At 31.1% G+C, this 22,590-nt stretch carries 27 protein-coding genes and 1 pseudogene; 17 read left to right on the top strand and 11 right to left on the bottom strand.

Annotated elements, in window-relative coordinates:
• Nucleotide 1: 1 nt before the first annotated feature.
• From hisA to WPG_RS15440, 4 genes are read left to right on the top strand one after another with little or no spacing between them, the layout of a single operon-like run.
• Nucleotides 2-745, top strand: a complete 744-nt coding sequence (gene hisA / locus WPG_RS15455; RefSeq protein ID WP_045474309.1) for a 1-(5-phosphoribosyl)-5-[(5-phosphoribosylamino)methylideneamino]imidazole-4-carboxamide isomerase — start codon at nt 2-4, stop codon at nt 743-745.
• A gap of 2 nt (nt 746-747) precedes the next feature.
• On the top strand, nt 748-1,503 hold the full coding sequence (gene hisF, locus WPG_RS15450; protein ID WP_045474307.1) for an imidazole glycerol phosphate synthase subunit HisF: 756 nt from the start codon (nt 748-750) through the stop codon (nt 1,501-1,503).
• Nucleotides 1,504-1,546: 43 nt separating this feature from the next.
• Nucleotides 1,547-2,146: a bifunctional phosphoribosyl-AMP cyclohydrolase/phosphoribosyl-ATP diphosphatase HisIE gene (gene hisIE / locus WPG_RS15445; RefSeq protein WP_045474305.1), complete on the top strand. Its 600-nt coding sequence runs from the start codon at nt 1,547-1,549 to the stop codon at nt 2,144-2,146.
• 37 nt (nt 2,147-2,183) lie between these two features.
• Nucleotides 2,184-2,969, top strand: coding sequence for a tRNA pseudouridine synthase A (locus tag WPG_RS15440; RefSeq protein ID WP_045474303.1), 786 nt, complete (start codon nt 2,184-2,186; stop codon nt 2,967-2,969).
• 226 nt (nt 2,970-3,195) lie between these two features.
• Here the strand turns inward: WPG_RS15440 and WPG_RS18705 are convergent, their stop codons facing one another.
• Together WPG_RS18705 and WPG_RS15430 are read right to left on the bottom strand one after the other, a co-directional pair.
• Nucleotides 3,196-3,405, bottom strand: coding sequence for a hypothetical protein (locus WPG_RS18705; protein WP_052471304.1), 210 nt, complete (start codon nt 3,403-3,405; stop codon nt 3,196-3,198).
• A 178-nt stretch (nt 3,406-3,583) separates the two neighbouring features.
• A complete protein-coding gene (locus WPG_RS15430; RefSeq protein WP_045474301.1) occupies nt 3,584-3,805 on the bottom strand; it encodes a hypothetical protein in 222 nt (73 codons plus the stop codon).
• Nucleotides 3,806-4,402: 597 nt separating this feature from the next.
• Between WPG_RS15430 and WPG_RS18100 the strand changes: the two genes are divergently transcribed.
• Together WPG_RS18100 and WPG_RS15420 are read left to right on the top strand one after the other, a co-directional pair.
• Complete coding sequence (locus WPG_RS18100; RefSeq protein ID WP_144374495.1) at nt 4,403-4,915, top strand: discoidin domain-containing protein; 513 nt, start codon at nt 4,403-4,405, stop codon at nt 4,913-4,915.
• 282 nt (nt 4,916-5,197) lie between these two features.
• Entirely contained in the window at nt 5,198-5,875 is a 678-nt protein-coding gene (locus tag WPG_RS15420) for a DUF2461 domain-containing protein (protein ID WP_045474297.1), read from the top strand.
• A gap of 56 nt (nt 5,876-5,931) precedes the next feature.
• Here WPG_RS15420 and WPG_RS15415 read toward each other — a convergent pair whose 3' ends face one another.
• The 3 genes from WPG_RS15415 to WPG_RS15405 all read right to left on the bottom strand — a co-directional run bounded on the left by WPG_RS15415 (nt 5,932) and on the right by WPG_RS15405 (nt 7,810).
• A complete protein-coding gene (locus WPG_RS15415; protein ID WP_045474295.1) occupies nt 5,932-6,681 on the bottom strand; it encodes an SDR family NAD(P)-dependent oxidoreductase in 750 nt (249 codons plus the stop codon).
• 49 nt (nt 6,682-6,730) lie between these two features.
• Nucleotides 6,731-7,312, bottom strand: a complete 582-nt coding sequence (locus WPG_RS15410; protein ID WP_045474293.1) for a TetR/AcrR family transcriptional regulator — start codon at nt 7,310-7,312, stop codon at nt 6,731-6,733.
• A gap of 81 nt (nt 7,313-7,393) precedes the next feature.
• Nucleotides 7,394-7,810 carry a hypothetical protein gene (locus tag WPG_RS15405; protein WP_045474291.1) on the bottom strand — a complete coding sequence of 139 codons (417 nt, stop codon included), beginning with the start codon at nt 7,808-7,810 and terminating at the stop codon, nt 7,394-7,396.
• 178 nt (nt 7,811-7,988) lie between these two features.
• Between WPG_RS15405 and WPG_RS15400 the strand changes: the two genes are divergently transcribed.
• Both WPG_RS15400 and WPG_RS15395 read left to right on the top strand, forming a co-directional pair.
• Nucleotides 7,989-8,867: a DUF72 domain-containing protein gene (locus WPG_RS15400; RefSeq protein WP_045474289.1), complete on the top strand. Its 879-nt coding sequence runs from the start codon at nt 7,989-7,991 to the stop codon at nt 8,865-8,867.
• A gap of 11 nt (nt 8,868-8,878) precedes the next feature.
• Complete coding sequence (locus WPG_RS15395; protein WP_045474287.1) at nt 8,879-9,271, top strand: acyl-CoA thioesterase; 393 nt, start codon at nt 8,879-8,881, stop codon at nt 9,269-9,271.
• Here the strand turns inward: WPG_RS15395 and WPG_RS15390 are convergent.
• Together WPG_RS15390 and WPG_RS15385 are read right to left on the bottom strand one after the other, a co-directional pair.
• Entirely contained in the window at nt 9,268-10,509 is a 1,242-nt protein-coding gene (locus WPG_RS15390; protein ID WP_045474286.1) for a mechanosensitive ion channel family protein, read from the bottom strand. The two genes, WPG_RS15395 and WPG_RS15390, sit on opposite strands and share 4 nt — an antisense overlap.
• On the bottom strand, nt 10,499-10,795 hold the full coding sequence (locus WPG_RS15385) for a DUF3817 domain-containing protein (RefSeq protein ID WP_045474284.1): 297 nt from the start codon (nt 10,793-10,795) through the stop codon (nt 10,499-10,501). Before WPG_RS15385 ends, WPG_RS15390 begins: the two co-directional genes overlap by 11 nt.
• 150 nt (nt 10,796-10,945) lie before the next feature.
• Between WPG_RS15385 and WPG_RS15380 the strand changes: the two are divergent.
• Together WPG_RS15380 and WPG_RS15375 are read left to right on the top strand one after the other, a co-directional pair.
• Nucleotides 10,946-13,418, top strand: a pseudogene (locus WPG_RS15380) (zinc-dependent metalloprotease).
• 1 nt (nt 13,419) lies between these two features.
• A complete protein-coding gene (locus WPG_RS15375) occupies nt 13,420-13,872 on the top strand; it encodes a DUF4251 domain-containing protein (RefSeq protein WP_045474282.1) in 453 nt (150 codons plus the stop codon).
• Nucleotides 13,873-13,911: 39 nt separating this feature from the next.
• Here WPG_RS15375 and WPG_RS15370 read toward each other — a convergent pair whose 3' ends face one another.
• Together WPG_RS15370 and WPG_RS15365 are read right to left on the bottom strand one after the other, a co-directional pair.
• A complete protein-coding gene (locus tag WPG_RS15370; RefSeq protein WP_045474281.1) occupies nt 13,912-14,265 on the bottom strand; it encodes a hypothetical protein in 354 nt (117 codons plus the stop codon).
• A 237-nt stretch (nt 14,266-14,502) separates the two neighbouring features.
• Nucleotides 14,503-14,967, bottom strand: a complete 465-nt coding sequence (locus tag WPG_RS15365) for a hypothetical protein (protein WP_045474279.1) — start codon at nt 14,965-14,967, stop codon at nt 14,503-14,505.
• A gap of 298 nt (nt 14,968-15,265) precedes the next feature.
• On the opposite strand from WPG_RS15365, the gene WPG_RS18270 reads away from it, so the two are divergent.
• From WPG_RS18270 to WPG_RS15340, 6 genes are all read left to right on the top strand, one after another.
• Nucleotides 15,266-15,412 carry a hypothetical protein gene (locus WPG_RS18270; RefSeq protein WP_171817196.1) on the top strand — a complete coding sequence of 49 codons (147 nt, stop codon included), beginning with the start codon at nt 15,266-15,268 and terminating at the stop codon, nt 15,410-15,412.
• 15 nt (nt 15,413-15,427) lie between these two features.
• Complete coding sequence (locus tag WPG_RS15360) at nt 15,428-16,369, top strand: hypothetical protein (protein WP_045474277.1); 942 nt, start codon at nt 15,428-15,430, stop codon at nt 16,367-16,369.
• A gap of 122 nt (nt 16,370-16,491) precedes the next feature.
• The gene (locus WPG_RS15355; RefSeq protein WP_045474274.1) at nt 16,492-16,908 is read left to right on the top strand and encodes a hypothetical protein; all 417 of its coding nucleotides are present in this window, start codon (nt 16,492-16,494) and stop codon (nt 16,906-16,908) included.
• 185 nt (nt 16,909-17,093) lie between these two features.
• Nucleotides 17,094-17,549, top strand: coding sequence for a cold-shock protein (locus WPG_RS15350; RefSeq protein ID WP_045474272.1), 456 nt, complete (start codon nt 17,094-17,096; stop codon nt 17,547-17,549).
• A gap of 69 nt (nt 17,550-17,618) precedes the next feature.
• The gene (locus WPG_RS15345; protein WP_045474269.1) at nt 17,619-18,056 is read left to right on the top strand and encodes a DUF1801 domain-containing protein; all 438 of its coding nucleotides are present in this window, start codon (nt 17,619-17,621) and stop codon (nt 18,054-18,056) included.
• A gap of 2 nt (nt 18,057-18,058) precedes the next feature.
• A complete protein-coding gene (locus tag WPG_RS15340) occupies nt 18,059-18,526 on the top strand; it encodes a GyrI-like domain-containing protein (protein WP_045474266.1) in 468 nt (155 codons plus the stop codon).
• A gap of 14 nt (nt 18,527-18,540) precedes the next feature.
• Here WPG_RS15340 and WPG_RS17970 read toward each other — a convergent pair whose 3' ends face one another.
• Nucleotides 18,541-18,651 carry a hypothetical protein gene (locus WPG_RS17970; RefSeq protein WP_231850209.1) on the bottom strand — a complete coding sequence of 37 codons (111 nt, stop codon included), beginning with the start codon at nt 18,649-18,651 and terminating at the stop codon, nt 18,541-18,543.
• 18 nt (nt 18,652-18,669) lie between these two features.
• On the opposite strand from WPG_RS17970, the gene WPG_RS15335 reads away from it, so the two are divergent.
• Nucleotides 18,670-20,340 (top strand): M1 family aminopeptidase, encoded by a 1,671-nt coding sequence (locus tag WPG_RS15335; RefSeq protein ID WP_231850208.1) that lies wholly within the window; start codon nt 18,670-18,672, stop codon nt 20,338-20,340.
• 2 nt (nt 20,341-20,342) lie between these two features.
• Here the strand turns inward: WPG_RS15335 and WPG_RS15330 are convergent, their stop codons facing one another.
• On the bottom strand, nt 20,343-22,562 hold the full coding sequence (locus WPG_RS15330; protein ID WP_045474264.1) for a DNA topoisomerase 3: 2,220 nt from the start codon (nt 22,560-22,562) through the stop codon (nt 20,343-20,345).
• Nucleotides 22,563-22,590: the final 28 nt, after the last annotated feature.

Here is a 22,590-nt window from a genome sequence, read left to right as displayed (position 1 = left end):
AATGAGAATAATACCAGCAATAGATATAATAAACGGTCAATGTGTTCGATTAACAAAAGGGGATTACAGCACAAAGAAAGTATATAACGAAAACCCTCTGGAGGTTGCTAAACAATTTGAGGATTCTGGTATCCAGTATTTACATGTAGTAGATTTGGATGGTGCCAAAGCGAGTCATATTGTTAACTATAAAGTTTTAGAGAATATTGCTACACAAACTAATCTTAACATAGATTTTGGTGGTGGTTTAAAGTCTGATGAAGATTTAAAAATTGCATTTAACTCTGGCGCTAACCAAATCACTGGTGGAAGCATAGCTGTAAAAAACTCTGATATTTTTGAAAGATGGATTTCTAAATATGGCTCCGAAAAAATAATACTAGGTGCAGACTGCAACAATGAAAATATTGCAATTTCAGGATGGCAAGAAGAAAGTGACTTAAAAGTCATCCCATTCATAAAAGATTATCAATCTAAAGGTATTTCTTATGTCATATGTACAGATATATCTAAGGATGGAATGCTAGAAGGCCCTTCCTTTGAATTGTATGATAGAATTTTGGCAGACTGTCAATCAGAGCACAACAATGAATCTTTAAAACTTATAGCTTCTGGGGGAATTTCAAAATTTGAGGAATTACCAAAACTTAAAGCGTTAGAATGTGAAGGTGTCATAATTGGTAAAGCTATATACGAGAATAGAATTTCACTCAAGGAAATTGAACAATTCATTATTAATAATTAATTATGTTAACAAAACGAATTGTTTCTTGTTTAGATATCAAAAATGGTAGAACTGTTAAAGGTGTGAATTTTATTGACCTCAGAGATGCAGGTGATCCAGTAGTATTAGCAAAGCAATATGCTGAATTAGGTGCAGATGAATTGGTGTTTCTAGATATCGCTGCAACGTTAGAGAATCGTAAAACCATGCATGAAATGGTTTTAAAAGTGGCTGAACAAGTTAATATTCCATTTACAGTTGGTGGTGGAATTTCATCTGTAAAAGATGTGGATACATTATTGCATTGTGGAGCTGATAAAGTATCGATTAATTCATCAGCAGTTAAGCGACCAGAATTAATTAATGAATTATCTGAAAAATTTGGAAGCCAATGTGTCGTAGTCGCTATTGATGCAAAACAAGTTGATGGTGAATGGTTAGTACATTTAGCAGGAGGTACAATTCCGACTGATATTAAATTATTTGATTGGGCCAAAGAAGTAGAGGGACGAGGAGCAGGCGAAATATTATTTACATCAATGGATCATGATGGCACAAAAGCCGGGTTTGCTAATATAGCATTAGGAAAATTATCAGAATTAGTTAATATTCCTATAATTGCTTCAGGTGGTGCAGGTACTATTCAGCATTTCGCTGATACATTTAAAATAGGAAAAGCAGATGCTGCTTTAGCTGCTAGTGTATTTCATTTTGGTGAAATACAAATATTTGAATTAAAAAAAGAGTTACAAAAGCAAGATATTGAAGTGCGGCTTTAGCTGCCGTAATGAACTTGTTTTAGTATCTTATAAAAATAAAGTTATGAACGTAGATTTTAATAAAAGCCCTGATGGACTTGTGCCAGCAATTATACAAGATGTAGATTCTAACAAAGTTTTAATGTTAGGTTATATGAATACTGCAGCATTGAATAAGACTTTAGAAACAAAGTTGGTTACTTTTTTTAGCAGAACAAAGCAACGTCTTTGGACTAAAGGGGAAGAGAGCGGAAATGTGCTAAGTCTAATTGATATAAAGTTAGACTGTGATAGTGATGCATTATTAGTAAAAGCCACTCCAAAAGGACCAACATGTCACAAAGGAACTGACACCTGTTGGAATGAAGATAATGATACATCATATGGTTTTATTTCCAAATTAGAAGATATTATAGCATCAAGAATTGAAAATGCTAATTCTGAAAAATCTTATGTAGCTTCTTTATTTGCAAAAGGTATAAATAAAGTGGCTCAAAAAGTTGGTGAAGAAGCTGTAGAAGTTGTCATTGAGGCAAAAGACAATAATGATCAATTATTTTTAGAGGAAAGTGCTGATCTTTTATTTCATTATTTAATGTTGTTGCAAGCAAAGGGTTTTAAGCTAAATGACGTTGTAAATATTCTCAAAGAAAGAAATAAATAATATTATTATGTTATGTCTTTTGTAAATCAATTTATAAATGTTTGATAAACGCTATTATTATCTTATAAAAATCCAATATTTAGGATATCGTTTTCATGGCTGGCAAAAACAACCAGATGTGAAGACCATTCATTTAATGATAGATCGTACATTAAAGTATATTCTTAAAGATATACGCTTTAAAACTTTAGGAGCTGGTAGAACTGATGCTATGGTTTCTGCAAATGAAGCTGCTTTAGAATTGTTTATCTATAATGAACCTATTACTGATTTTGATGCATTTTTAGAATTATTCAATCATAATCTACCTCAAGATATTAGAGCTTTATCTATTACTGAAGTAGATAAAGTGTTTAATGTCATTCAAGACTCTAAGTTAAAAGAATACCATTATGTATTTTCAGAAGGGCAGAAGAATCACCCATTCTGTGCACCAATACTAACTACAATTCTTGAACCGCTTGATGTAGAGTTGATGAAGCAAGGTGCAAAACTCTTTGAAGGATCTCACAATTTTAAAACCTATTGTTATCGCGCTACTGATAAAGGTGAATATTTTAGAATTATTTTATCTTCTGAAATTGTAGACAATACTATTTATACAGCGAATTTTTTTCCTAAGAAGTCATATGTATTTAAAGTTGAAGGTAAAGGTTTTATGCGTAATCAAATACGATTGATGTTTGGTTGCTTAATTAAGTTAGGTAGAGGAGAAGTGGACTTAGATTATATTCAAGACACTTTAAAAGAAAATAGTACTGAAGTTATGGATTATATTGCTCCTGCTTCTGGTTTAATATTACATTCCGTTAATTTCGAATAAAAAAAGGTACCAGCAGTGTAGCTAATACCTTTTTTAAAATTGATCGGTTATTTTATTTTATCCAGCCTTTTGCCATCGAAGTTTTTGCGAAAAATATTAAAAACACACATACCACAATAACCAAGATTGGCATTACTATTTTTCCTGCAGACATCTCTACATTTTTAAAAAGATAGGCATGTTGAACAATTGCGCCTAAAGCAGAAATTACAAATAATGGATGGGCCTATTTTTTTCTAATTAATATAGCGATACAGCCTAAAGCTCCACAAAATACTGCTAAAGCAAATGCTGCGGTGTACCAAGCAGGATGCTCTATTAAGAACTCAGCTTGTTGCTCTTCTGGTAATGCAGCTATAATTTCGTCTGTTGCATATGCTCTACCTATGTAGGCCATTACACCAGCACCATTCCATAATAATGCTAATACACTCACAATTCAAAACCAAATAGGTGGTTTGTTCATCGAATTTGTCATAATAATATTGATTTAATTTAGTTAGTTATGACTTTCAATTTATAAAAAAATATAAAGTGTGTTTTTTACTATACATTATTAAACCAAAAAGGATGAAACAATGTTTCATCCTTTTTAAATTATATGGTACGTAAAATTAGTTTACTACATGTAATTTTGGCTCTTTATCAACAAACTTACCATTAACAGATTCGCCTAAAATAATAACTTCTTTAGAACGCTCGTACATTTTTATAGCACGATGCATCTGTAATTTAGTGCCACTATAGAGTTTTACTCCTGATTTTGAGCCTTTGTTTCGGATCTCAATATAGTAACCGTCTTTAAGTTTTGTTGGTCTTGTTGCTGGTCTACCCATAGAAATTAGTTGTGTTTTAAAAGTAGTGCATTATAGTAAAAATTCTCACAACTCACAAGTTTATTAGAAACTATTCTACATTATAATTTTTAACTGCAAATATTAAATGTTGAAAGGTCATTTTTTTACATATTCGATTCAATTAGTTATCAAAACTTAACGTATATTTTTTAATAGTTATGCATTAAAATGATTAATTTAATTGTGTATTTTGATAATTTTATTCAACTAGAATAAGCAGAAATTATTGTTTAAAGATTCTTAGTTATTGGTATTCTGCTGTTTGTAGAAATACCATATTCTAAAAATTACCCCAAACAATTTTTTAAACCATTTAAAAAAATATTATAGTTAGAAAATAAAAATTGGTTAACCAATTTTTAAAAATTAAAACGTATGACAACAAAATTACATTTCCAAAAAAGTAAACAGCTAAAAACGTACTTATCTATGGCGTTGTTTTTAGTAAGTTTATTAACTTTTTCTCAAGAAATAGTTGCAACTAGTAATATAGAAATTACAGGTGTGACTCTACATTATTTCTTTGATTAGCACGTAGACCCTCCTGCAGTAAAATTTAATTATGAAACTAATCTAATTGATAACGATGAAGATACTGATTGGGCAGCACAAAGTAACACAGGTGAAGAAATTATTTTCGATTTAGGTGGTGCTTATGATTTAATAGAAATTCAATATTTAACGGTTACAAAAATACCATCGTATGAATTTCAGCTTTGGGTTTCAACTGATTCAGATCCAGATGCAGCTGGTAGTTATGTAAATCTTTATCCATCTGCAGGTAACATATTTAGCAATCAGGATAATACGTATTTGCAGTTTAATGATTTTGGTACTATTACTGGTGTTAGATATATTAAATTTAAAGCCTACGGTAGATCTGATAGTCCTTGGAATACTGTTAGCGAAATTAGATTTTATACTGTGCCAACAGCGTCAGTAGATGATAATGAATTAAGTGGATTTTTATTACACCCAAACCCAGTTGATGAGTCTTTAATTTTAAAAGATTTAAACAATACAGTTAATAAGGTTGATATTATAGGCTTAGATGGTAAATTAATTATGACTAAGACTATTAAGATTTAGTTAGTGAATTAACAATTGATACTTCTTTTATGGAAAATGGTGTCTATATAGTTAAGCTCTCTGATACTAAAAAAAGATATAAGCGCATCTAAAATGATTGTAGTGCAACATTAAATAAGGCTCTTCAATAATTTATTTTTGAAGAAAATAATAATAATTAAAAATCTCAGGTTACTATTTAACCTGAGATTTTTTTAATGTCTAAAATTAGACTAAGTATTAATTCGTTTTAACATAAAGTGACTGACGATTTTTATATTTTTATCTAAATTAAATAATAAGATGAGTACAACCATACCAAAAGAAACCCTAACGTTTTTCAAAAAGCTAACTAAGAACAATGACAGAGATTGGTTTAACGAACATAAACCAGAATTTAAAGCTATTGAAGCTAAAGTTAAATCTGCATATAATCATTTGGGACAGCTAATGAATACTCATGATCAGATAGAAAAAATAAAAATCTTTAGAATCTATAGAGACGTTCGCTTTTCGAAAAATAAGCTACCATACAAAACCCATTTTGGAGGTTCTTTTACTAGGAAAAAACCAGAATTGAGAGGTGGTTACTATTTACATATTCAACCCAATAACGAATCGTTTATTGCTACAGGATTTTGGGAGCCAAATAAAGAAGATTTATTTAGAATTCGTAAAGAATTTGAAATGGATGATACTGAAATGCGAGACATTTTAAAGAACAAAACGTTTAGTGAGACTTGGGGAGGTTTTGTAGGTGATGAATTAAAAACTGCTCCTAAAGGTTTTGATAAGGAACATTCTGCTATAGATTTAATACGAAGAAAACAATTTATTTTTACTAAAAAGTATACTGATAAAGAGGTTTTAGATACTGATTTCCTAAAAGAAGTTGATAAGTCTTTTAAAATTATTAGGCCTTATTTTGATTACATGAGTGATGTATTAACTACAAACCTTAATGGTGAGTCTTTATTATAATTAAAAAGCCGAACATTACATGTTCGGCTTTTTTGTTTTTAGTCCTTAGAAGAGATTTAAATCTGACTTAATCCGCCATCAACTTCTAATTCTACACCATTAATATATGAAGCATCATCTGATGCTAAAAATAAAGCAGCATTAGCAATTTCTTCAGAAGTACCGAAACGACCTAATGGTACAGCCTCTGTAAATCCTTTACCCATTTCCTCAACCACATCTTGTGGTAAACCTATTTTACCATAAATAGGTGTGTCAATTGGTCCAGGTGCAATTGAATTTACTCTAATACCTCTAGATTTCATTTCAGAAGTTAATACTCTAGCATAAGCGCTTAAAGCACCTTTACTAGCAGAGTATATATCTAATCCATCAAATCCTTTTTGGTGTACACTGGAATTTGTAAATAGTATAGTACCACCATCATTGATATGAGGTAAAGCTTCTTTTGTTGCTATGATTGGGCCTTTTACATTAATATCGAATATTTCATTGTAATGATCTGCAGTAATATCTGCTGTAGGAGCAGGTGGCGCAATACCAGCATTCAAAAATAGAATATCTATTTTGCCATAATGATTTGTCGCTTGTTCTATAAGATTTTTATTATCATCATCTTTTGAAACATCAGCCACAACTGTAATAAAATCTCCATCTAATGTTTTTGAAACTTCGTTTAAGGCATTTTTACGTCTTCCGGATAGCACAACTGTTGCTCCTTCCTTAAGGTATAGTTTTGCAGTTGCTAAACCAATACCACTATTTGCGCCAGCAATTACAGCGACTTTGTCTTTTAATTTGCTCATAATGTTTTGTTTTATATGAAACAAACGTTTCAAATAAAATTAAAAAAATTTACTTTAAATTTTGCAAAGTTGTATCGATAAGACTTTGCAATTGTTTTTTGTCATTTACTAAAATGCCAGTCATACGAAAACCTTGCATTGCCGAATATAAGTATAAGGCATAGGCTTGTTTTGACTTTTCAGTATTAATACTACTGTCTAATTGACCTTTATCTACTAAATCTTCTAATAAAGAAAGTGTTCCTTTTTGATTTGTTAGTAAAAATTTATTAATTGTAAGATCTTGATTGGCCATTTCAGATTTACAATTAACAATAAGACAACCTTTAGTTTTAGTATCTTTCAATATCTCTTTTAAATAAAGATTAAATATTGATTTAATAGCATTAAAAGGACTGTTAGCATCTAATAGTAATTTCGAGATGTAACGCTGATAATTTTCCTCATAACCTTTTAGGCATTCTACATACAAGTTATGTTTACTTTCAAAAGAATTGTAAATACTAGATCTATTAAGACCTGTTGCATCTACTAAGTCTTGCATTGAGGTAGCGTTATAACCCTTAGTGTGAAATACTTCAGTGGCTTGTTTTAGCACATAATCTCTATTAAAAACTTCAGTTTTTGGCATTTTATTTGAAATGAACGTTTCAAAATTAATATAATTTAATTGTATAGATGTTAAAAGAAAATTATACAACTTTAAAAGTACTTATACTGCCTTTAGAATTTCTGGTCTAACAAAAAGCTGTACGCTACTAATTAATCGCTCTTTTACGATATTCATCATTCGCTTATTAAGTGCAGATGAATTCAGAATATACAATGCATATTCTTGAACTGTAAATTGACCAATTACCATTCCTTTTACAGAGTTTCTAAATTTCATATCCTTATGGATAGCATTCTCAATGTATATTAACTGTTTTGGCAATGATAATTCATAAAAAACATTCTTACGCTTAGAAATATAATTACTAAAAACAGCAATAAACAAATCGTGTTGCATCTTAATAATTGGGCGTAAGGTCTTATTCTGAAATAACTCTTCAGAACTCATAGAATCATAAATTTTTGCAGATGCAATAGTTGGTCTAACAGAAAGTAGGTCTTTAGATCTTGTGTCCATGATGTTACGTTAAGTTTAGTTTGAAATTAAATTTAGACATTAATACATTGCATAAATTTTTAAACGAAATATCTTGTTAACGGTCTTATTAACAATACTGATTTTTAGAATTAAAAACACTAAAGCTTCTGTTCGGATAGAAAAAATTAACTAGTATCTTTGGGTAAAACAAGAATCCATGAAATTCGGAAGTGTAGATGATGCAGGAGGAATAGACTTTACTTTGCCACTAGACCATCCAGATACTATTAAAACATTACAGAAGAATCCATCTTATGTGATAAATGCATTTGTAGGCTGTGCCAAATGGAATAAAGCTGATCTTAAAGGCTTTTACCCTAGAGGTACAAAAGATGCATTGGAATATTATTCAAGGCAATTTAATTCTATTGAACTTAATGCATCATTCTATAGAATATTTCCACCAGAACAATTTGCTAAGTGGTACGATAAAACTCCAGATAATTTTAAGTTTTTCCCAAAGATGAATCAAGAAGTGAGTCATTGGAAGCGTTTAAATGATATCAATCCGGTTGTAGATAATTATTTGAATAGTGCAATTAACTTAAAAGAAAAACTGGGTTGTGTGTTTTTGCAAATGCATAGTAATTTTGCTCCGAAGGATTTTGATCGAGTCGTCAACTTTGCTGAAAGCTGGCCAAGAGAAGTGCCTTTAGCTGTTGAGTTTAGGCACACTAATTGGTATAATGATAAAGCTATTGCAGAGGATTTATACCAACTTTTAGAGGAAAATAATATTTCTAATATCATTGTAGATAGTGCAGGTAGACGAGACATAATGCACATGCGATTAACCAATTCTAGAGCGTTTATACGTTATGTTGGTGCTAACCACAAAAGTGATTATACACGTTTAGATGATTGGATTGAACGCCTAAAAATCTGGAAAGACAATGGTATAAAGGATATCAACTTTTTTATACATCAAAATATTGAAAAGGAATCGCCTTTGCTTTCTACTTATTTTATAAAACAACTGAATGCTGAATTAGGAACTGATTTAAAGGTTCCGCATAATGATTCAGATTCACAATAAACTTTACTTTAATGAGATTTCACACAAGAAAATGGGTAAAACCCGAAGACTTAAATCCTAATGGTACTTTATTTGGAGGACAATTGTTAGCTTGGATCGACGAGGAAGCTGCGCTTTATACAATCATTCAGCTTGAGAACTCAAAGATCGTAACTAAGTATATCTCAGAAATTAATTTTATGGCTTCAGCTAAAAAAGGAGATATTATTGAGATTGGGATTGAAGTTACCAAATTCGGTAAATCTTCTATCACTATGAAATGCGAAGCCCGTAATAAAATGACAAGAGAAACTATTCTTACCGTAGATAATATAATTATGGTAAATCTTGGAGATGATGGTAAACCAAAACCTCATGGTAAAACTAAAGTAGAGTTTGTTAGTGATCGTTTAAAGGATAATTAATCTATCGTAGGAACAGCCAATTCGTATATCTGTAAATCGAAATATTTAACAGCGGCTAAAACATGATCAAATATATCTGCCATGATATACTCATAATTTTCCCAACGTTGATCACTACTAAAAGCATATATTTCCATAGGAATGCCTTGTGGAGTAGAAGCAAGTTGTCGCACCATTAAGGTCATATCTTTATTAATGGCAGAATGATTTTCAATATAAGTTTGAAGGTATTTTCTAAATACACCAAAGTTGGTCAAGTTTCTTCCATTGATTAAAACGGATTTATCAACATTAGCATCACTATTATGCTTATCAATCTCTTTAGATCGATTTTCTAAATAGGTTGATACTAATTCAATCTTTTTAAAACGTTCAACATCATCTTTGGTAAGAAAATGTATGGAAGATGCCTTAATAATTACTGAACGTTTAATACGTCTACCTCCAGAAGCTTTCATGCCTCTCCAGTTTTTAAAAGAGTCTGAAATCAAAGCATAAGTAGGAATAGTAGTAATTGTTTTATCCCAATTTTGCACTTTGACTGTAGCTAAATTTATCTCAGTAACATCACCATCTGCAGCATACTTTTCAAAAGTAATCCAATCCCCAATTCTTACCATATCATTAATAGAGACTTGTATACTTGCTACAAATCCTAAAATAGTATCCTTAAAAATCAATAGAATTACAGCAGAAGCTGCACCTAAAGTTGTTGCAAACTTTAAAAATGAAATACCAGTGATGATTGCAAAAATTGAAAATATACCAAGTAGCCAAGCAAAAATCATAAAGACTTGGATATAACTGTCTACAGGTTTGTCTTTATATCTTGGTAAGGTTTTTAAGTAATCTTTTACTGAATTTAGAAGACTCTTAATAATACGAAGCGTCAATATAATAGCGATAACCTTCAAAGTCTTCTCTATAATATCTTCTGCATTTACAAAATCTGAAAAAACTTGTGGAACAAACTCAATAAGAATAATTAGTGGAATGATATGCGCAATATTTCTTGGGAGCTTGTTCTTAACAAGAATGTCATCAAAATTTGTTTTAGTTTGTTTTGCAACTCCAGAAAAGAATCTCCAAAGAATTCGTTTTGAGATAAAATCAACAATAAATGCAATAAGTAATAAGGCAACTAGTAAAGCTAACATATTAAGATATTTTGCTGATGTTACAGACCAACCTTTATCTATCAGCAAATCATATATATAATGTCTTAAATTATTGAGCATGCGTTTTCTTTAGATATTTTTTATCAATATAAAATGTGCCAAAGGGAATTATTGAAGCGATTAAAATAATCCACATCGTTCTAGTTGTCCACTTCATATCAGAACTAATGATTATTGCCATGACTACATATGCTATAAATAAGACACCATGTGGCATACCAAGCATTTTTACATATTGAGAATCATCACCAAGATATTTTATTGGTGTAGCAATAAACAATAGCAAGATATATGAAAGTCCTTCTAGCAAAGCAACAATTCTAAATGTTGGCAATAATTTTGACATAATAACTAATTTGTGCAAAAGTACTCTAGAAATAAGTAATCACAATGACTTTTTAACAGCTTTTAAGAAATGCTAAAAAACTACAATTCTATTAATTATTTTTAAGCAAAAATTAACTTTAATATTAATTATCCATTCTTATTTTAAGTCATGCAAAAAACAATCTCAATTTTTATCTGTCTCTTCTTTGTATTAAGTTTCAATCCATTAGATGCACAATCTAGACGTAAGAAAAAGAAAGATGCTAAAAAGGAGCAAGCAAAACCGCTAGCTCCAAAAAAGAAAAAAGGTAAAATTAAAGATTACGATAAAGTTATTACAAAAGATGCACAATCTGATGAAGGCCTATTTGATGTTCATTTGGTTGACGAGAAATACTATTTCGAAATCCCTATGAAGTATCTTAATACGGATATGTTATTGGTGAGTCGTTTTGCTAAACTACCTGCAAACTTTGGAGGTGGATATGTAAATGCTGGTACTAAGACCAATACACGAATGATTAATTGGGGGCGTTTTAAAAACAAAATCTTAATAAAGGAAAAGTCTTCTAGTGCAATTGCAGCAGACAGTTTACCTATCAACGTTTCTGTTAGAGCTAATAATTATGAACCGACGTTATATGCTTTTGATATTGCAGCCTTTTCAAAAGATTCTTCTTCTGTAGTTATTGATGTTACTAAATTTTATGGTTCGGATGTAAAAGCAATTAGTGGATTAGGCTCTCGATTAAGAACAGCTTATAAAGTGAGATCTCTAGATAAATCTAGAAGTTTTATTAATTCTGTGAAGAGTTTTCCAGAGAATATTGAAGTGATTCAAGATTTTACATATAATGCTATAAATCCACCTGTAAATACTGGGGATGAAACCATTAGTGTACAAATGAATCAGTCTATGATTTTATTACCGAAAGTAGCAATGCAACCACGTCTTTTTGACGAACGTGTCGGATGGTTTACAACAAGTAAGTACGATTATAGTAGTGAAGAATTAAAAGCAGATAGAAAAACGTACTTAAGACGTAGGAAATTTTTATCTTAAGATGTAGAAGCCTATAATAGAGGTGAATTGGTTGAGCCAATTAAACCAATTGTTTATTATCTAGATCCTGCTACACCTGAAAAATTTAGGTCGTATATGAAAGAAGGTATTGAACTTTGGCAAAAAGCATTTGAGGTTGCTGGTTTTAAAAATGCAATTATTGCTAAGGACCCACCAACAAAAGAAGAAGATCCAGACTTTAGTCCAGAAGATATTAGATATTCTGTAGTAAGATATGTGGCAAGTACAACTAGAAATGCAACAGGCCCAAGTGTATCAGATCCGCGAAGTGGTGAAATTATAGAAAGTGACATTATTTGGTACCATAACCATTTACGTTCCTATAGAAATCGTTATTTGTTAGAAACAGGTGCAGCAAACCCTTCTGCAAGAACCTTAAATACTCCTAAAGAAGAAATAGAAGAAATGATGAAAATGGTCATTGCTCATGAAGTTGGTCATACTCTTGGTTTACCTCACAATATGAGTGCAAGTTATGCATACTACGTTGAGAGTTATAGAAATGGCCCTTTTACACAGAAAAATGGAATTGCTGCAACAATAATGGATTATGCACGCTATAATTATATTGCACAACCAGGTGATACAAATATTCGTTTTGTAAGACAGTTAGGACCTTATGATGATTATGCGATTTGGTTATAGATATATTTCTGAAGCTAGTTCTGCTGAGGATGAAAAAGGGATATTAAATAGGTGGATTAAAGACAGGGCGGGAGATCCAATATATAAATTTGGCAAGCAAAGTAGCCGATTTGATCCAACAGCACAAACTGAAGACATTGGAAATAATAGTATTTTGGCCAGTACTTACGGCCTTAAAAATTTAAAAATTGTTGCTAAAAATTTACCAAGTTGGACAAGCGACAAAACAGATAACTATGATGACTTATCTGAGCTTTATCGTGAGATGTTAGGTGTTTGGAGTCGTTATGTTGGACATGTAGTTACACATGTTGGTGGAGTATTAGAAAACACTAAGAATCCATCACAACTTGGTGATGTTTATAACCCTGTTGCTAAAGCATACCAAAAATCGGCTATGATATGGTTGCATAAAAATGCATTTGCTACACCAAATTGGTTATTAGACAAATCTATTATTAAAAATATAAATTATGCTGGTTACACTAATCGTATTAGAAGTTTGCAAACACGTCATTTAAATAATTTATTAAATTTTGAGCGTTTAGGCAGGATTATTGATCATAAAGCTATGGATGCAAATAATTATTCAGCATTAGATATGTTAAGAGGTGTGCGTTTGGGATTATGGTCAGAGACTAAGTCAGCATCAAATGTTTCGGTTTTTAGACGTAACTTGCAACGTGCCTATTTAGATAGAATGACGTTTTTAATGACTGAAGATTTAGATCCTAGACGTAGTAGACAATATTTTAATGTTAATCAGTCTGATGTACGAGCATTAGTTAGAGGTGAATTAAATCGATTAAAGCAAACTTTAAATGCTGCATCTAAAATGGCTTTAAGCACGGAAACTAAATACCATTACAGAGATTGTATTGAAAGAATAAAACAAGTATTAGACCCAAAATAGTATGAAAAAGATAATTTTATTAGTGGCTATTTTTAGCATAAGTGCAACAACATATAGTTGTGCACAATCTAAGTCCACACAAAAAGAAAAGTTTCAATCTACATATAATAACTCCAAAGCATTGGTAGAAAATCATACATACCAATTTGTTGGAGATCTTGTTTACAACAATAAAAGAAGAGAGAAGTTAGGTGATAATGCAATAATCAATATAAATAAATCTAGCGTTTCTGGAGAAATGGTTGGTTTAACTAATGATCGTAAATCCTTTATTATTGATGGTAAGATTGAAGGTTATAAGAATGAATTTAATGATGAGAAACAACATATTTCAATTGAATTCAGTGTTGGTGAGCGAAAAGTATTTATCGACATTAAACCCAATGGTAATGCTTTTTTAACGGTATCTTCTGGTCCTGGTAATTCAATTTCTTGGACAGGACGCATAGAATAAAATTTTCAGATTCATAAATCTTTAAAAATCAATAAAGTCTTAAAATGTAAGTTCTTTATTGGTTTTTTTATTTGTAATACTGAATTGTTCTACTGTTCCAACACCTAGAAATTTATATCTGATACCAGCAATGTTGCCTATTGATTCTTCATATGCTTTAGTAAAAACATTATTGCTATCAATAAATATGTTTACGATCTTATCTGTTACTTCAATTTTCACATCCCTAAATTCAGATAAATCTACTGTAAGAGATGATAAATCTTCCGTTTTACCATTTAAACTGACGTTACTCAACATTCCGTTAAGTTCTGAAGAACAGCCAATAAGAGAAAATGGAATAATTAAAGCACTTTTAGTTCCAACTATAACAATCGAAACGTTTTGACACACGGCCCATTTTTCTTGGTATAAACTCTTCAGTCTTGCATTTAAAATAAAATTATCGCCGGAGAGTCCTTTGAATTCATCAATAAAATGAAACGTAGAGGTTATAGGTTTTTCATTTGTTTTAATTTCCTTAATAATTTCTTTTGAAAAACCAAGACGATTTATATTGCTTATATATTTGGGTATAGGTTTATAATCTATAGTTCCTAACCAGCCATTAGACTTAATAAATAAATCGTGCTATTTAATAATATTACCATCAATTAATGATTTTGCTCTAAAATAGCCAGGATAATAGTAAATGCTAGTAGCTTGCTTTTGATTTACGTTAATCTTAATAGTTTTAGTAATGTCCCAAAACTGTTGAATGTATATGCTATCTGATTTCACAGAATTCAAATCAAAATTAAAAACGACAGAATTAGGAATAGCTTTAGTGACACTATGACTTTTAAATTCTATTTTAGAAGCATCAATGACAGCTTCAGAGTTTTTAAAAGCAAAATTTAAAACAAGCAATACTACGACTAGTGCTATACCAGCTTTCAATATTTTTGAAGTATCTATTTTAAATGACTTTTTAAGACTAGTAGATGCACTTTTAGTAGTAGTAAACTCAGTTTTAAAATCTCTCCAATTTTTATAGTCTATAAATTGTGATAAAGTATTTAGTGTGCTTATGCTAGGCGCATTGTCATAATTCACTTTACCCCAAATCCGTTTTAATGTTGTTACACTTAATAAAACACCTGTTTTATTTTGTATGGTTTCACTTAATTCTTTGAATACATTGTTATGCTAATTTATAGAGTTTCCCCATGCTAATTTCTCTTCAATTTTTTGAAGGCATTTTTGCACAAGGTTGTATTCAGTATATATAGCCATAAGTATTACAAAAGTCTTAAAAAAAATGGCTTGTACAACATTGAACTCATTTGAACGAAATTGTTTTCATGACTTTCAGCTTATTTAAAGAGTTTTATAGAAACTAAAACAATTCATCATGAAAAAATCAATCGTATTTCTATTTACCTTATTTGCATTACAATTAACCTTCACACAAAATACAATTCCATTAGATACTTTAAGTTGGAATATTTCAGCTAGAGCTTACGTATTTGAAAATTATAAAGGCAAAGCATCCATTTAATTACAGGCAGGTTCCATGTCCTTAAAAGATTACAAGTTTACTAATGGCACCATAGAATTTGATATTTTTTTGAAGGAAGAACAATGTTTTCCTGGTGTATATTTTAGAGCAAAAGGACGTGATGGTGAACAATGGTTTGTGAGACCACATTTATCAGGTAAACCAGATGCAAATCAAGCAGCTCCAGTAACTAATGGTATTACTCCTTGGCAACTTTATTTTGGTGAAAAATACTCTTTTCCTTATGCCTATAAATTCGATGATTGGACACATGTGAAAATTGTTGTAAATAATGATAAGGCTCAAGTTTATCTAGATTATTCGGAAGCTCCAAACCTTTCTTGGAATCAATACCTGCCAACTCAAGACGGTGAAATTATTTTTAGAGGTGGCAATGCTTCAGGCATACATATCGCTAATGTTAAAATTGACAATAATAATTATAAACTTAATAACTTTAAGGCATTAGAACGGCAGCCTATTGAGGAGCTTGTCCAAGAATGGGAAGTTTCAGATAAGTTTGAAGAGAATAGCTTAGATGATTTAAGTGAACTAGACAAGCTCATTAAAGCTAGAAAGTGGGTAGCTAAGATACAAGTAGAGGAAGGAGTAGCTGCTAATATTTCTAGAAAAATGGTATTACGAGACGGTACAAAAAATAATACGGTTTTTGCGAAAATTGAGATTGTTTCGGATAAGGCACAAACTAAATTATTTCAGTTTGGGTATAGTGATAGAGTGGTAGCAATTTTAAACGGAAAACCTATATATGGAGGAACAAATAAATGGAGGTCTAGAGATTATAGGTATTTAGGTACAGTAGGTTTATTTGATGCTGTTTACCTTAATCTAAACAAAGGAAAGAACACATTAATAATGGCAGTATCAGAAGATTTTGGTGGCTGGTTAATTACAGGGAAATTTAAAAATAAAAACGGAATAACAATAAAACAATAACTATTAAGAAACAGAGATTAATATTTATCGTGTCTATTGCCTTTTTATTCAATATCAATATTTCATTTGCACAAGAAAAAGTATCAAATTATAAAGATGATTTTACAAGTGTGTAAACTATATTGAATGCGTATTATGATTGTATTTCTGGACCAATAGGACAGAAGAGAGACTTTAAGAGATTTAAAAACCTATTTCATCCTTCAGCAAATTTCACATATAGCTATTGGAATAAGGAGCAAACCAAAGCATCAACAATGGTTTTTAAAACTGCTGATGAATTTATAGAAAAATTAGATTATTTAGATAAAAAAGGGTTTTACGAGTGCGAAGTCGCCAACACCATAAATGAATTTGGTTCTGTAATACAAGTTTTTAGCACATATACCTTTAGAGCTGAAGATAAAAGTATTGAATCAAAAACTGGGATTACAAGCTATGAAATTTTCTTCGATGGAGATAGATACTGGATTCTCTCTATGTTTTGGACCATTGAAAGTGAACGATTTAAGATTCCAAAAAAATATTTAAAAGGGTAAATTCTTAAAATTTTGCTAAGAATATATTATCTTTGCAATCTGTTTATTGAAGATATACCGCACAAGTAACATTAATTCTACGTTATTTTTCTTGGTTTCTAATACGATGCATTGTTAAGATGATTATATTGTATGCGTTAGTATTAATTTAATAAGCAAGCATATATTAATTTTTAAAACAACGAATGGCTAAATCACAACAAACCTTTAGTAAAAGCGAAAAAGAAAAAAAGAGATTAAAAAAGAGAGAAGATAAGCGTAAGAAAATGGAAGCGCGTAAACTCGCAAAAGAAGAAAATGGTTCAGGCGGAATCCCTTTAGCTTATGTAGATCATAATGGGAATCTAACAGATACTCCACCAGATCCAACAATGAAAGTGAAGGTTAAAGCGGAAAATATCGTCATCGGAATTCCACAAAAAGAGGATAGCGATGAAGAATTCGATCCAGTAAGAACTGGTAAAGTATCTTTCTATGATAGTTCAAAAGGTTTTGGATTTATCATTGATATTGAAACCAATGAAAAGCACTTTACTCACGTTAGTGGTATCATCGATGATATTGCAGAGAATGATAAAGTAACTTTCGAATTAGAAAAAGGACAACGTGGTATGAATGCTGTTAAAGTAAAACAAGCATAATTATTTAATTTCTATAATTATATAACCATCTTAATATTCATTAGGATGGTTTTTTTATACCTTTAAGTTATGAGTTTAAACAACGATGTACATCCCGATTTTCTCAATGTTCTTAAATACAAATCTAAAGAGCTAATAGATTTATATCTTGAGTTGAGGTTGTTTGTTTTAGACTTGTATCCAGAAGCAATTGAACTGCTGTATCACACACACGCTTTAACTTCAGTATATTCATTGTCAGAAAAATTAGGCAATAGTTTTTGTATGATTCCGATATACACCAATCATCTAAATTTGGGATTCAATAAAGGTACCTTGTTATCCGACCCAAAGCAATTATTAAAAGGTACAGGGAAATTAATTCGTCATATTCCTATATCTAGTGCTGATGACTATAACAATACTGTGGTAAAAGATTTGATTAGAGAAGCTATAGTACTGGCACAAAGTGAATCTAAATCACTAAATCAGCAAGCTTTCAGAATCATATCAAAAATTAAAAAGTAATAATGAATCCTAAACTTATACATCAGACTGAAAAGAAACTTAATGGAATAAAAAGCAGCATGCATCATGGTCAGTTTGGAAACATAGTTGCTTTATGGCAACGTTTTATGCCAAATCCAAAAACCATAACAAATACAATAAATGGTGAATTTATAGCACTGCAAGAGTATACTAATTTCAATAATTTTGAAGCATCTATTGATATTTGGGCTTGTGTTGAAGTTTCAAGTTTAGACCCTATTCCTGAAGGAATGACAGCCTTTATAATTCCTAAAGGTGAATACGCCGTCTTTTTACATAAAGGTATGGATGCTTCAAAAACGTATCAGCAAATTATGACCAAATGGCTGCCAACATCGGGTTATGTCATTGATGATAGACCGCACTTTCAAGTGATGGGTGAAAAATATAAAAATGGAAGTCCAGATTCAGAGGAGGATTTTTATGTACCCATTAAAAAAGTCAATTAATAATTAAGTATTACCTATTTTAATAGCTTATTGAGATTAGTCTTATACAATTTTCCAACAGGTACAATATGGTCACCAATATAAATGCGATTACCTTCAATACAATGTATATGCTTTTTAGACACTGCAAATGATTTGTGAACTTGAAAAAACGAATTAAAGCTGGTAAAAACAGTTTCAGTAAGCCACTTATAAAATTAACTTCTATAGTATTCTTAGCGTTCCTAGCTATGGGAAGCTTTATTTTTTATAACACAAATATTTTAAATGAATATTGGACCAATTCTGAAGCTACTGCCTTTAGAGTAGACTATGAAAAAGAGCTCAAGCAATTTGAATATGTGCCGCAACCTAAACTAGTAGATGTTAATTTGCGATTAGAGTTGTATCCTTCAACTAGAGATTACACAGTAGAAGGCTATTATATTCTGAAAAATACAAATAGGGAAGACATAACATCTGTTCACATTCAAAAACTTCTAGAAGGAAATATCACAATAGATAGCCTTTCTTTTGAAGGTGGAGCAACACAAAACAATCACTATAAAAAGTTTGATTACACAATATTCAATCTGAATTCAGTATTAAAACCGGGAGATTCTGTAAAAATGTATTTTAAACAAAGTTTTATAACAAAAGGATTTGAATCAGGGAATTCTAATGTGAATATCAATAAAAACGGAACATTCTTTAATAATTCGGATTTGCCAACCATTGGCTATAATAGAAAGTATGAGTTAAATGATGCAGACGAACGTAAAGAGCAAAATTTACCCATACGATATAATAAAGCGGACCGACAAAATACAAATGAACTAGTAAAAGCGAGATCAGGTAGTGATTCTGACGGTTTAAATTTTGAAATGATTATCGGTACATCAGAAGAACAAACGGCTCTTGTTCCTGGAGAACTATTGAAACAGTGGACAAATGATAATCGCAACTATTTTCATTATAAAATGAAAATCCCAATCATAGATTTTTATTCTATAGTTTCCGCGGAATATGAAATAAAAAAAGACCATTGGATATATCAAAAGGATTCAATTTCAAAACCTGTTGACTTAGAGATTTACTATCATAAAGCTCATGATTATAATCTAGATAGAATGCTATCTTCCATGAAAGCATCTCTAAACTATTACAGTGAAAACTTTAGTCCTTACCAATATGAGCACCTGCGAATTATGGAATTTCCACGTTATGCACAATATGCTCAATCATTTCCAGGAACTATACCTTTTTCAGAATCCATAGGCTTTATTTTGGATATAGATGATGAAAGTGATGTGGATATGGCATTTTATGTGACTGCTCATGAAATTGCGCACCAATGGTTTGGAATACAAGTAGAAGCGGCTAATGTAAAAGGAAGACACTTTATTTTAGAAACATTATCACAGTATGTTGCAATGATGGTTTTAAAAGAACACTATTCTGAAGACAAGCTACTTCAATTCTTAGAACTTCAAAAAGACATCTATAAAAAAGGTAAAGATAGAGAGGCTTTTACAGAACCATCACTTGAATTCGTAGAAAACCAAGACTATATATATTATGCTAAAGGAGCAATTCAAATGTATCAATTTCAAAAAGTAGTAGGTGAGGAGAACGTAAATAGAGCATTAAGAAATTTTCTTGAAGATTGGAATTCTATTGATGGAAAATTAAAAACTAAAACCAATAGATATGCAACAAGCAAAGACCTGCTTAACTATTTTAGAGCGGTAACGCCAAAACATCTTCAGCATACAATTACGGAGCTTTTTGAAACTGTTAGTCATTTAAAAGTAAGTAATGATAAGGATAATTAGAGTTAAAAATTAATGCGAAAATCACAACCAGTTTTATAATTGCTGCAGCCAAAAGCGGCTTTCCCTTTAAGTATTTTACCTGTTTTGCATTTGGGACAAGCATCATCAGCTTGGATTGGTTTTTCTTTAGCTTTTTTCGGCTCTAGATTTAATTTAAAATGATCATCAAACCTCAGTAACCCTTCAATGGCATTGCCTTCAATTTTGAAACCTTTTAAGTTCACTGTTGATCCTTTGCTTAATAAGCGCAAGTATTGATTTTCAGAAATCTTTTTATTGCCAAAACTAAAGGGTAAAGTAAAATCACATGACTTTCCATATAGATTACAACCAAATGCAGCTTTGCCTTTTAATAACTCACCAGCTTTACATTTAGGACAAGTTGTTCCAATAAGTTTTTTAGTTTTCGTACTTGCTTTAGATTTCGCTTTTACAACAGGTTTATTATTTACAGCAGAAATACGTGTTTCTACTTTTTCGCTTCGAACTTCGTACACTAAAGCATCAACCATGCGTTTCATACCTTTTATAAAAGCACTTGCACTGATTTTACCTTTCTCAATATCCTTTAATTGCTTTTCCCAAGAACCTGTAAGTTCTGCAGATTTTAGCAGTTCATTCTTTATAGTATCAATTAATTGAATGCCTGTGATAGTTGGCAAGATTTGCTTTTTATTTCGTTTAATATACTTACGTCTAAAAAGTGTTTCAATAATATTAGCACGTGTCGATGGACGACCAATACCATTCTCTTTCATTAAATCCCTTAACTCATCATCATCTACTTGCTTTCCTGCTGTTTCCATAGCACGTAGGAGAGAGGCCTCTGTAAATTGATTTGGCGGTTTTGTTTGTTTCTCTAGAAACGAAGGCTCATGAGCTCCTTTTTCTCCTTTAATGAATGTTGGTAATAGTGTTTCTACTTTTTTATTTGATTTTTCTGTTTCAAATACGACGCGCCAACCTTTAGATAAAATTTCTTTTCCTGTAGTTTTAAAATTTACATCAGCTGCTTTTCCTATAACAGTTGTATTAGATACTTTACAATCGTCATAAAAAACAGCTATAAATCGTTTAACAATACTTTCATAAACTTGTTGCTCATTATATTGCAAATGAGTTTGCATTCCTGTAGGTATAATGGCATGATGATCCGTAACTTTCTTATCATTAAATACCTTTGTAGGCTTCTTTATTTGTTTATTTAACAAAGATGATATAAGTACTTTATAATCAGTAAGTTTAGACAAAATATTTTTTACTTTAGGATAAACATCATTTGGTAAAAAAGTGGTATCTACTCTTGGGTAAGTTACAACCTTTTTTTCATAGAGTTTTTGGGCGATTTTTAGTGTTTCATCTGCTGAAAAACTAAATTTTGTATTGCAATAGACTTGTAATCCTGTGAGGTCGAAAAGCTTTGGTGCATATTCTGTGCCCTTCTTTTTTGTAATAGAAACAATTTCAAATTCGTGTTCCTTTACTTTATTAGCCAATACTTCTCCATCTTCCATTTTAAGAAAACGACCTTCTTCGTAACTAAACAAAGTATCTCTGTACAATGTTTGTAATTCCCAATAGGGCTGAGGCTTAAAGTTTTCAATGGCTTTAAAGCGATTAACGAGCATCGCTAGCGTAGGCGTTTGCACACGTCCTACAGACAATACTTGTTTGTAGCCACCATGTTTAACAGTATATAAGCGCGTTGCATTAATACCTAATAACCAATCACCAATAGAGCGAGAAAAGCCAGCATAGTATAAGTTATCGTAGTCTTTTGAAGATTTTAAATTATTAAAACCTTCTTTTATGGCTTCAGTTGTTAAAGATGAAATCCATAAGCGTTGTACTTCACCTTTATAGTTTGCTTCATTAATTACCCAACGTTGAATCAGTTCACCTTCTTGTCCAGCATCACCACAGTTAATTACAACGTTTGCTTTATCGAATAGACTTTTTACAATCCTAAACTGCTTTTTTATGCCATCATTATCCGAAACTTTTACCTGAAACTTTTCAGGTAGCATGGGCAAATTATTTAAATCCCAACTTTTCCAATAGTGCTTATAATCTACAGGTTCGTACAACGTACAAAGATGGCCAAAGGTGTAAGTTACTGCATATCCATTGCCTTCATAATAACCATCACGCTTTGTAGTGGCTCCTAAAACAGATGCAATTTCCCTAGCCACACTTGGCTTTTCGGCGATACAGACTTTCAAGTAGAATTATGATTTATTGAAGCTGCAA

Source organism: Winogradskyella sp. PG-2, from assembly GCF_000828715.1.
In the GTDB taxonomy this organism is placed as follows: Bacteria; Bacteroidota; Bacteroidia; order Flavobacteriales; family Flavobacteriaceae; genus Winogradskyella.
Note: the sequence above shows the minus strand (reverse complement) of the source record. Positions and strands in the feature narration are given on the sequence as shown.

Bases quoted from the DNA above. Each gene is read 5' to 3' on its own strand.
- hisA (WP_045474309.1), top strand. From the start codon at position 2: ATGAGAATAATACCAGCAATAGATATAATAAACGGTCAATGTGTTCGA.
- hisF (WP_045474307.1), top strand. From the start codon at position 748: ATGTTAACAAAACGAATTGTTTCTTGTTTAGATATCAAAAATGGTAGA.
- hisIE (WP_045474305.1), top strand. From the start codon at position 1,547: ATGAACGTAGATTTTAATAAAAGCCCTGATGGACTTGTGCCAGCAATT.
- WPG_RS15440 (WP_045474303.1), top strand. From the start codon at position 2,184: ATGTTTGATAAACGCTATTATTATCTTATAAAAATCCAATATTTAGGA.
- WPG_RS15430 (WP_045474301.1), bottom strand. From the start codon at position 3,805: ATGGGTAGACCAGCAACAAGACCAACAAAACTTAAAGACGGTTACTAT.
- WPG_RS15420 (WP_045474297.1), top strand. From the start codon at position 5,198: ATGAGTACAACCATACCAAAAGAAACCCTAACGTTTTTCAAAAAGCTA.
- WPG_RS15415 (WP_045474295.1), bottom strand. From the start codon at position 6,681: ATGAGCAAATTAAAAGACAAAGTCGCTGTAATTGCTGGCGCAAATAGT.
- WPG_RS15410 (WP_045474293.1), bottom strand. From the start codon at position 7,312: ATGCCAAAAACTGAAGTTTTTAATAGAGATTATGTGCTAAAACAAGCC.
- WPG_RS15405 (WP_045474291.1), bottom strand. From the start codon at position 7,810: ATGGACACAAGATCTAAAGACCTACTTTCTGTTAGACCAACTATTGCA.
- WPG_RS15400 (WP_045474289.1), top strand. From the start codon at position 7,989: ATGAAATTCGGAAGTGTAGATGATGCAGGAGGAATAGACTTTACTTTG.
- WPG_RS15395 (WP_045474287.1), top strand. From the start codon at position 8,879: ATGAGATTTCACACAAGAAAATGGGTAAAACCCGAAGACTTAAATCCT.
- WPG_RS15390 (WP_045474286.1), bottom strand. From the start codon at position 10,509: ATGCTCAATAATTTAAGACATTATATATATGATTTGCTGATAGATAAA.
- WPG_RS15385 (WP_045474284.1), bottom strand. From the start codon at position 10,795: ATGTCAAAATTATTGCCAACATTTAGAATTGTTGCTTTGCTAGAAGGA.
- WPG_RS15375 (WP_045474282.1), top strand. From the start codon at position 13,420: ATGAAAAAGATAATTTTATTAGTGGCTATTTTTAGCATAAGTGCAACA.
- WPG_RS18270 (WP_171817196.1), top strand. From the start codon at position 15,266: ATGAAAAAATCAATCGTATTTCTATTTACCTTATTTGCATTACAATTA.
- WPG_RS15360 (WP_045474277.1), top strand. From the start codon at position 15,428: ATGTCCTTAAAAGATTACAAGTTTACTAATGGCACCATAGAATTTGAT.
- WPG_RS15350 (WP_045474272.1), top strand. From the start codon at position 17,094: ATGGCTAAATCACAACAAACCTTTAGTAAAAGCGAAAAAGAAAAAAAG.
- WPG_RS15345 (WP_045474269.1), top strand. From the start codon at position 17,619: ATGAGTTTAAACAACGATGTACATCCCGATTTTCTCAATGTTCTTAAA.
- WPG_RS15340 (WP_045474266.1), top strand. From the start codon at position 18,059: ATGAATCCTAAACTTATACATCAGACTGAAAAGAAACTTAATGGAATA.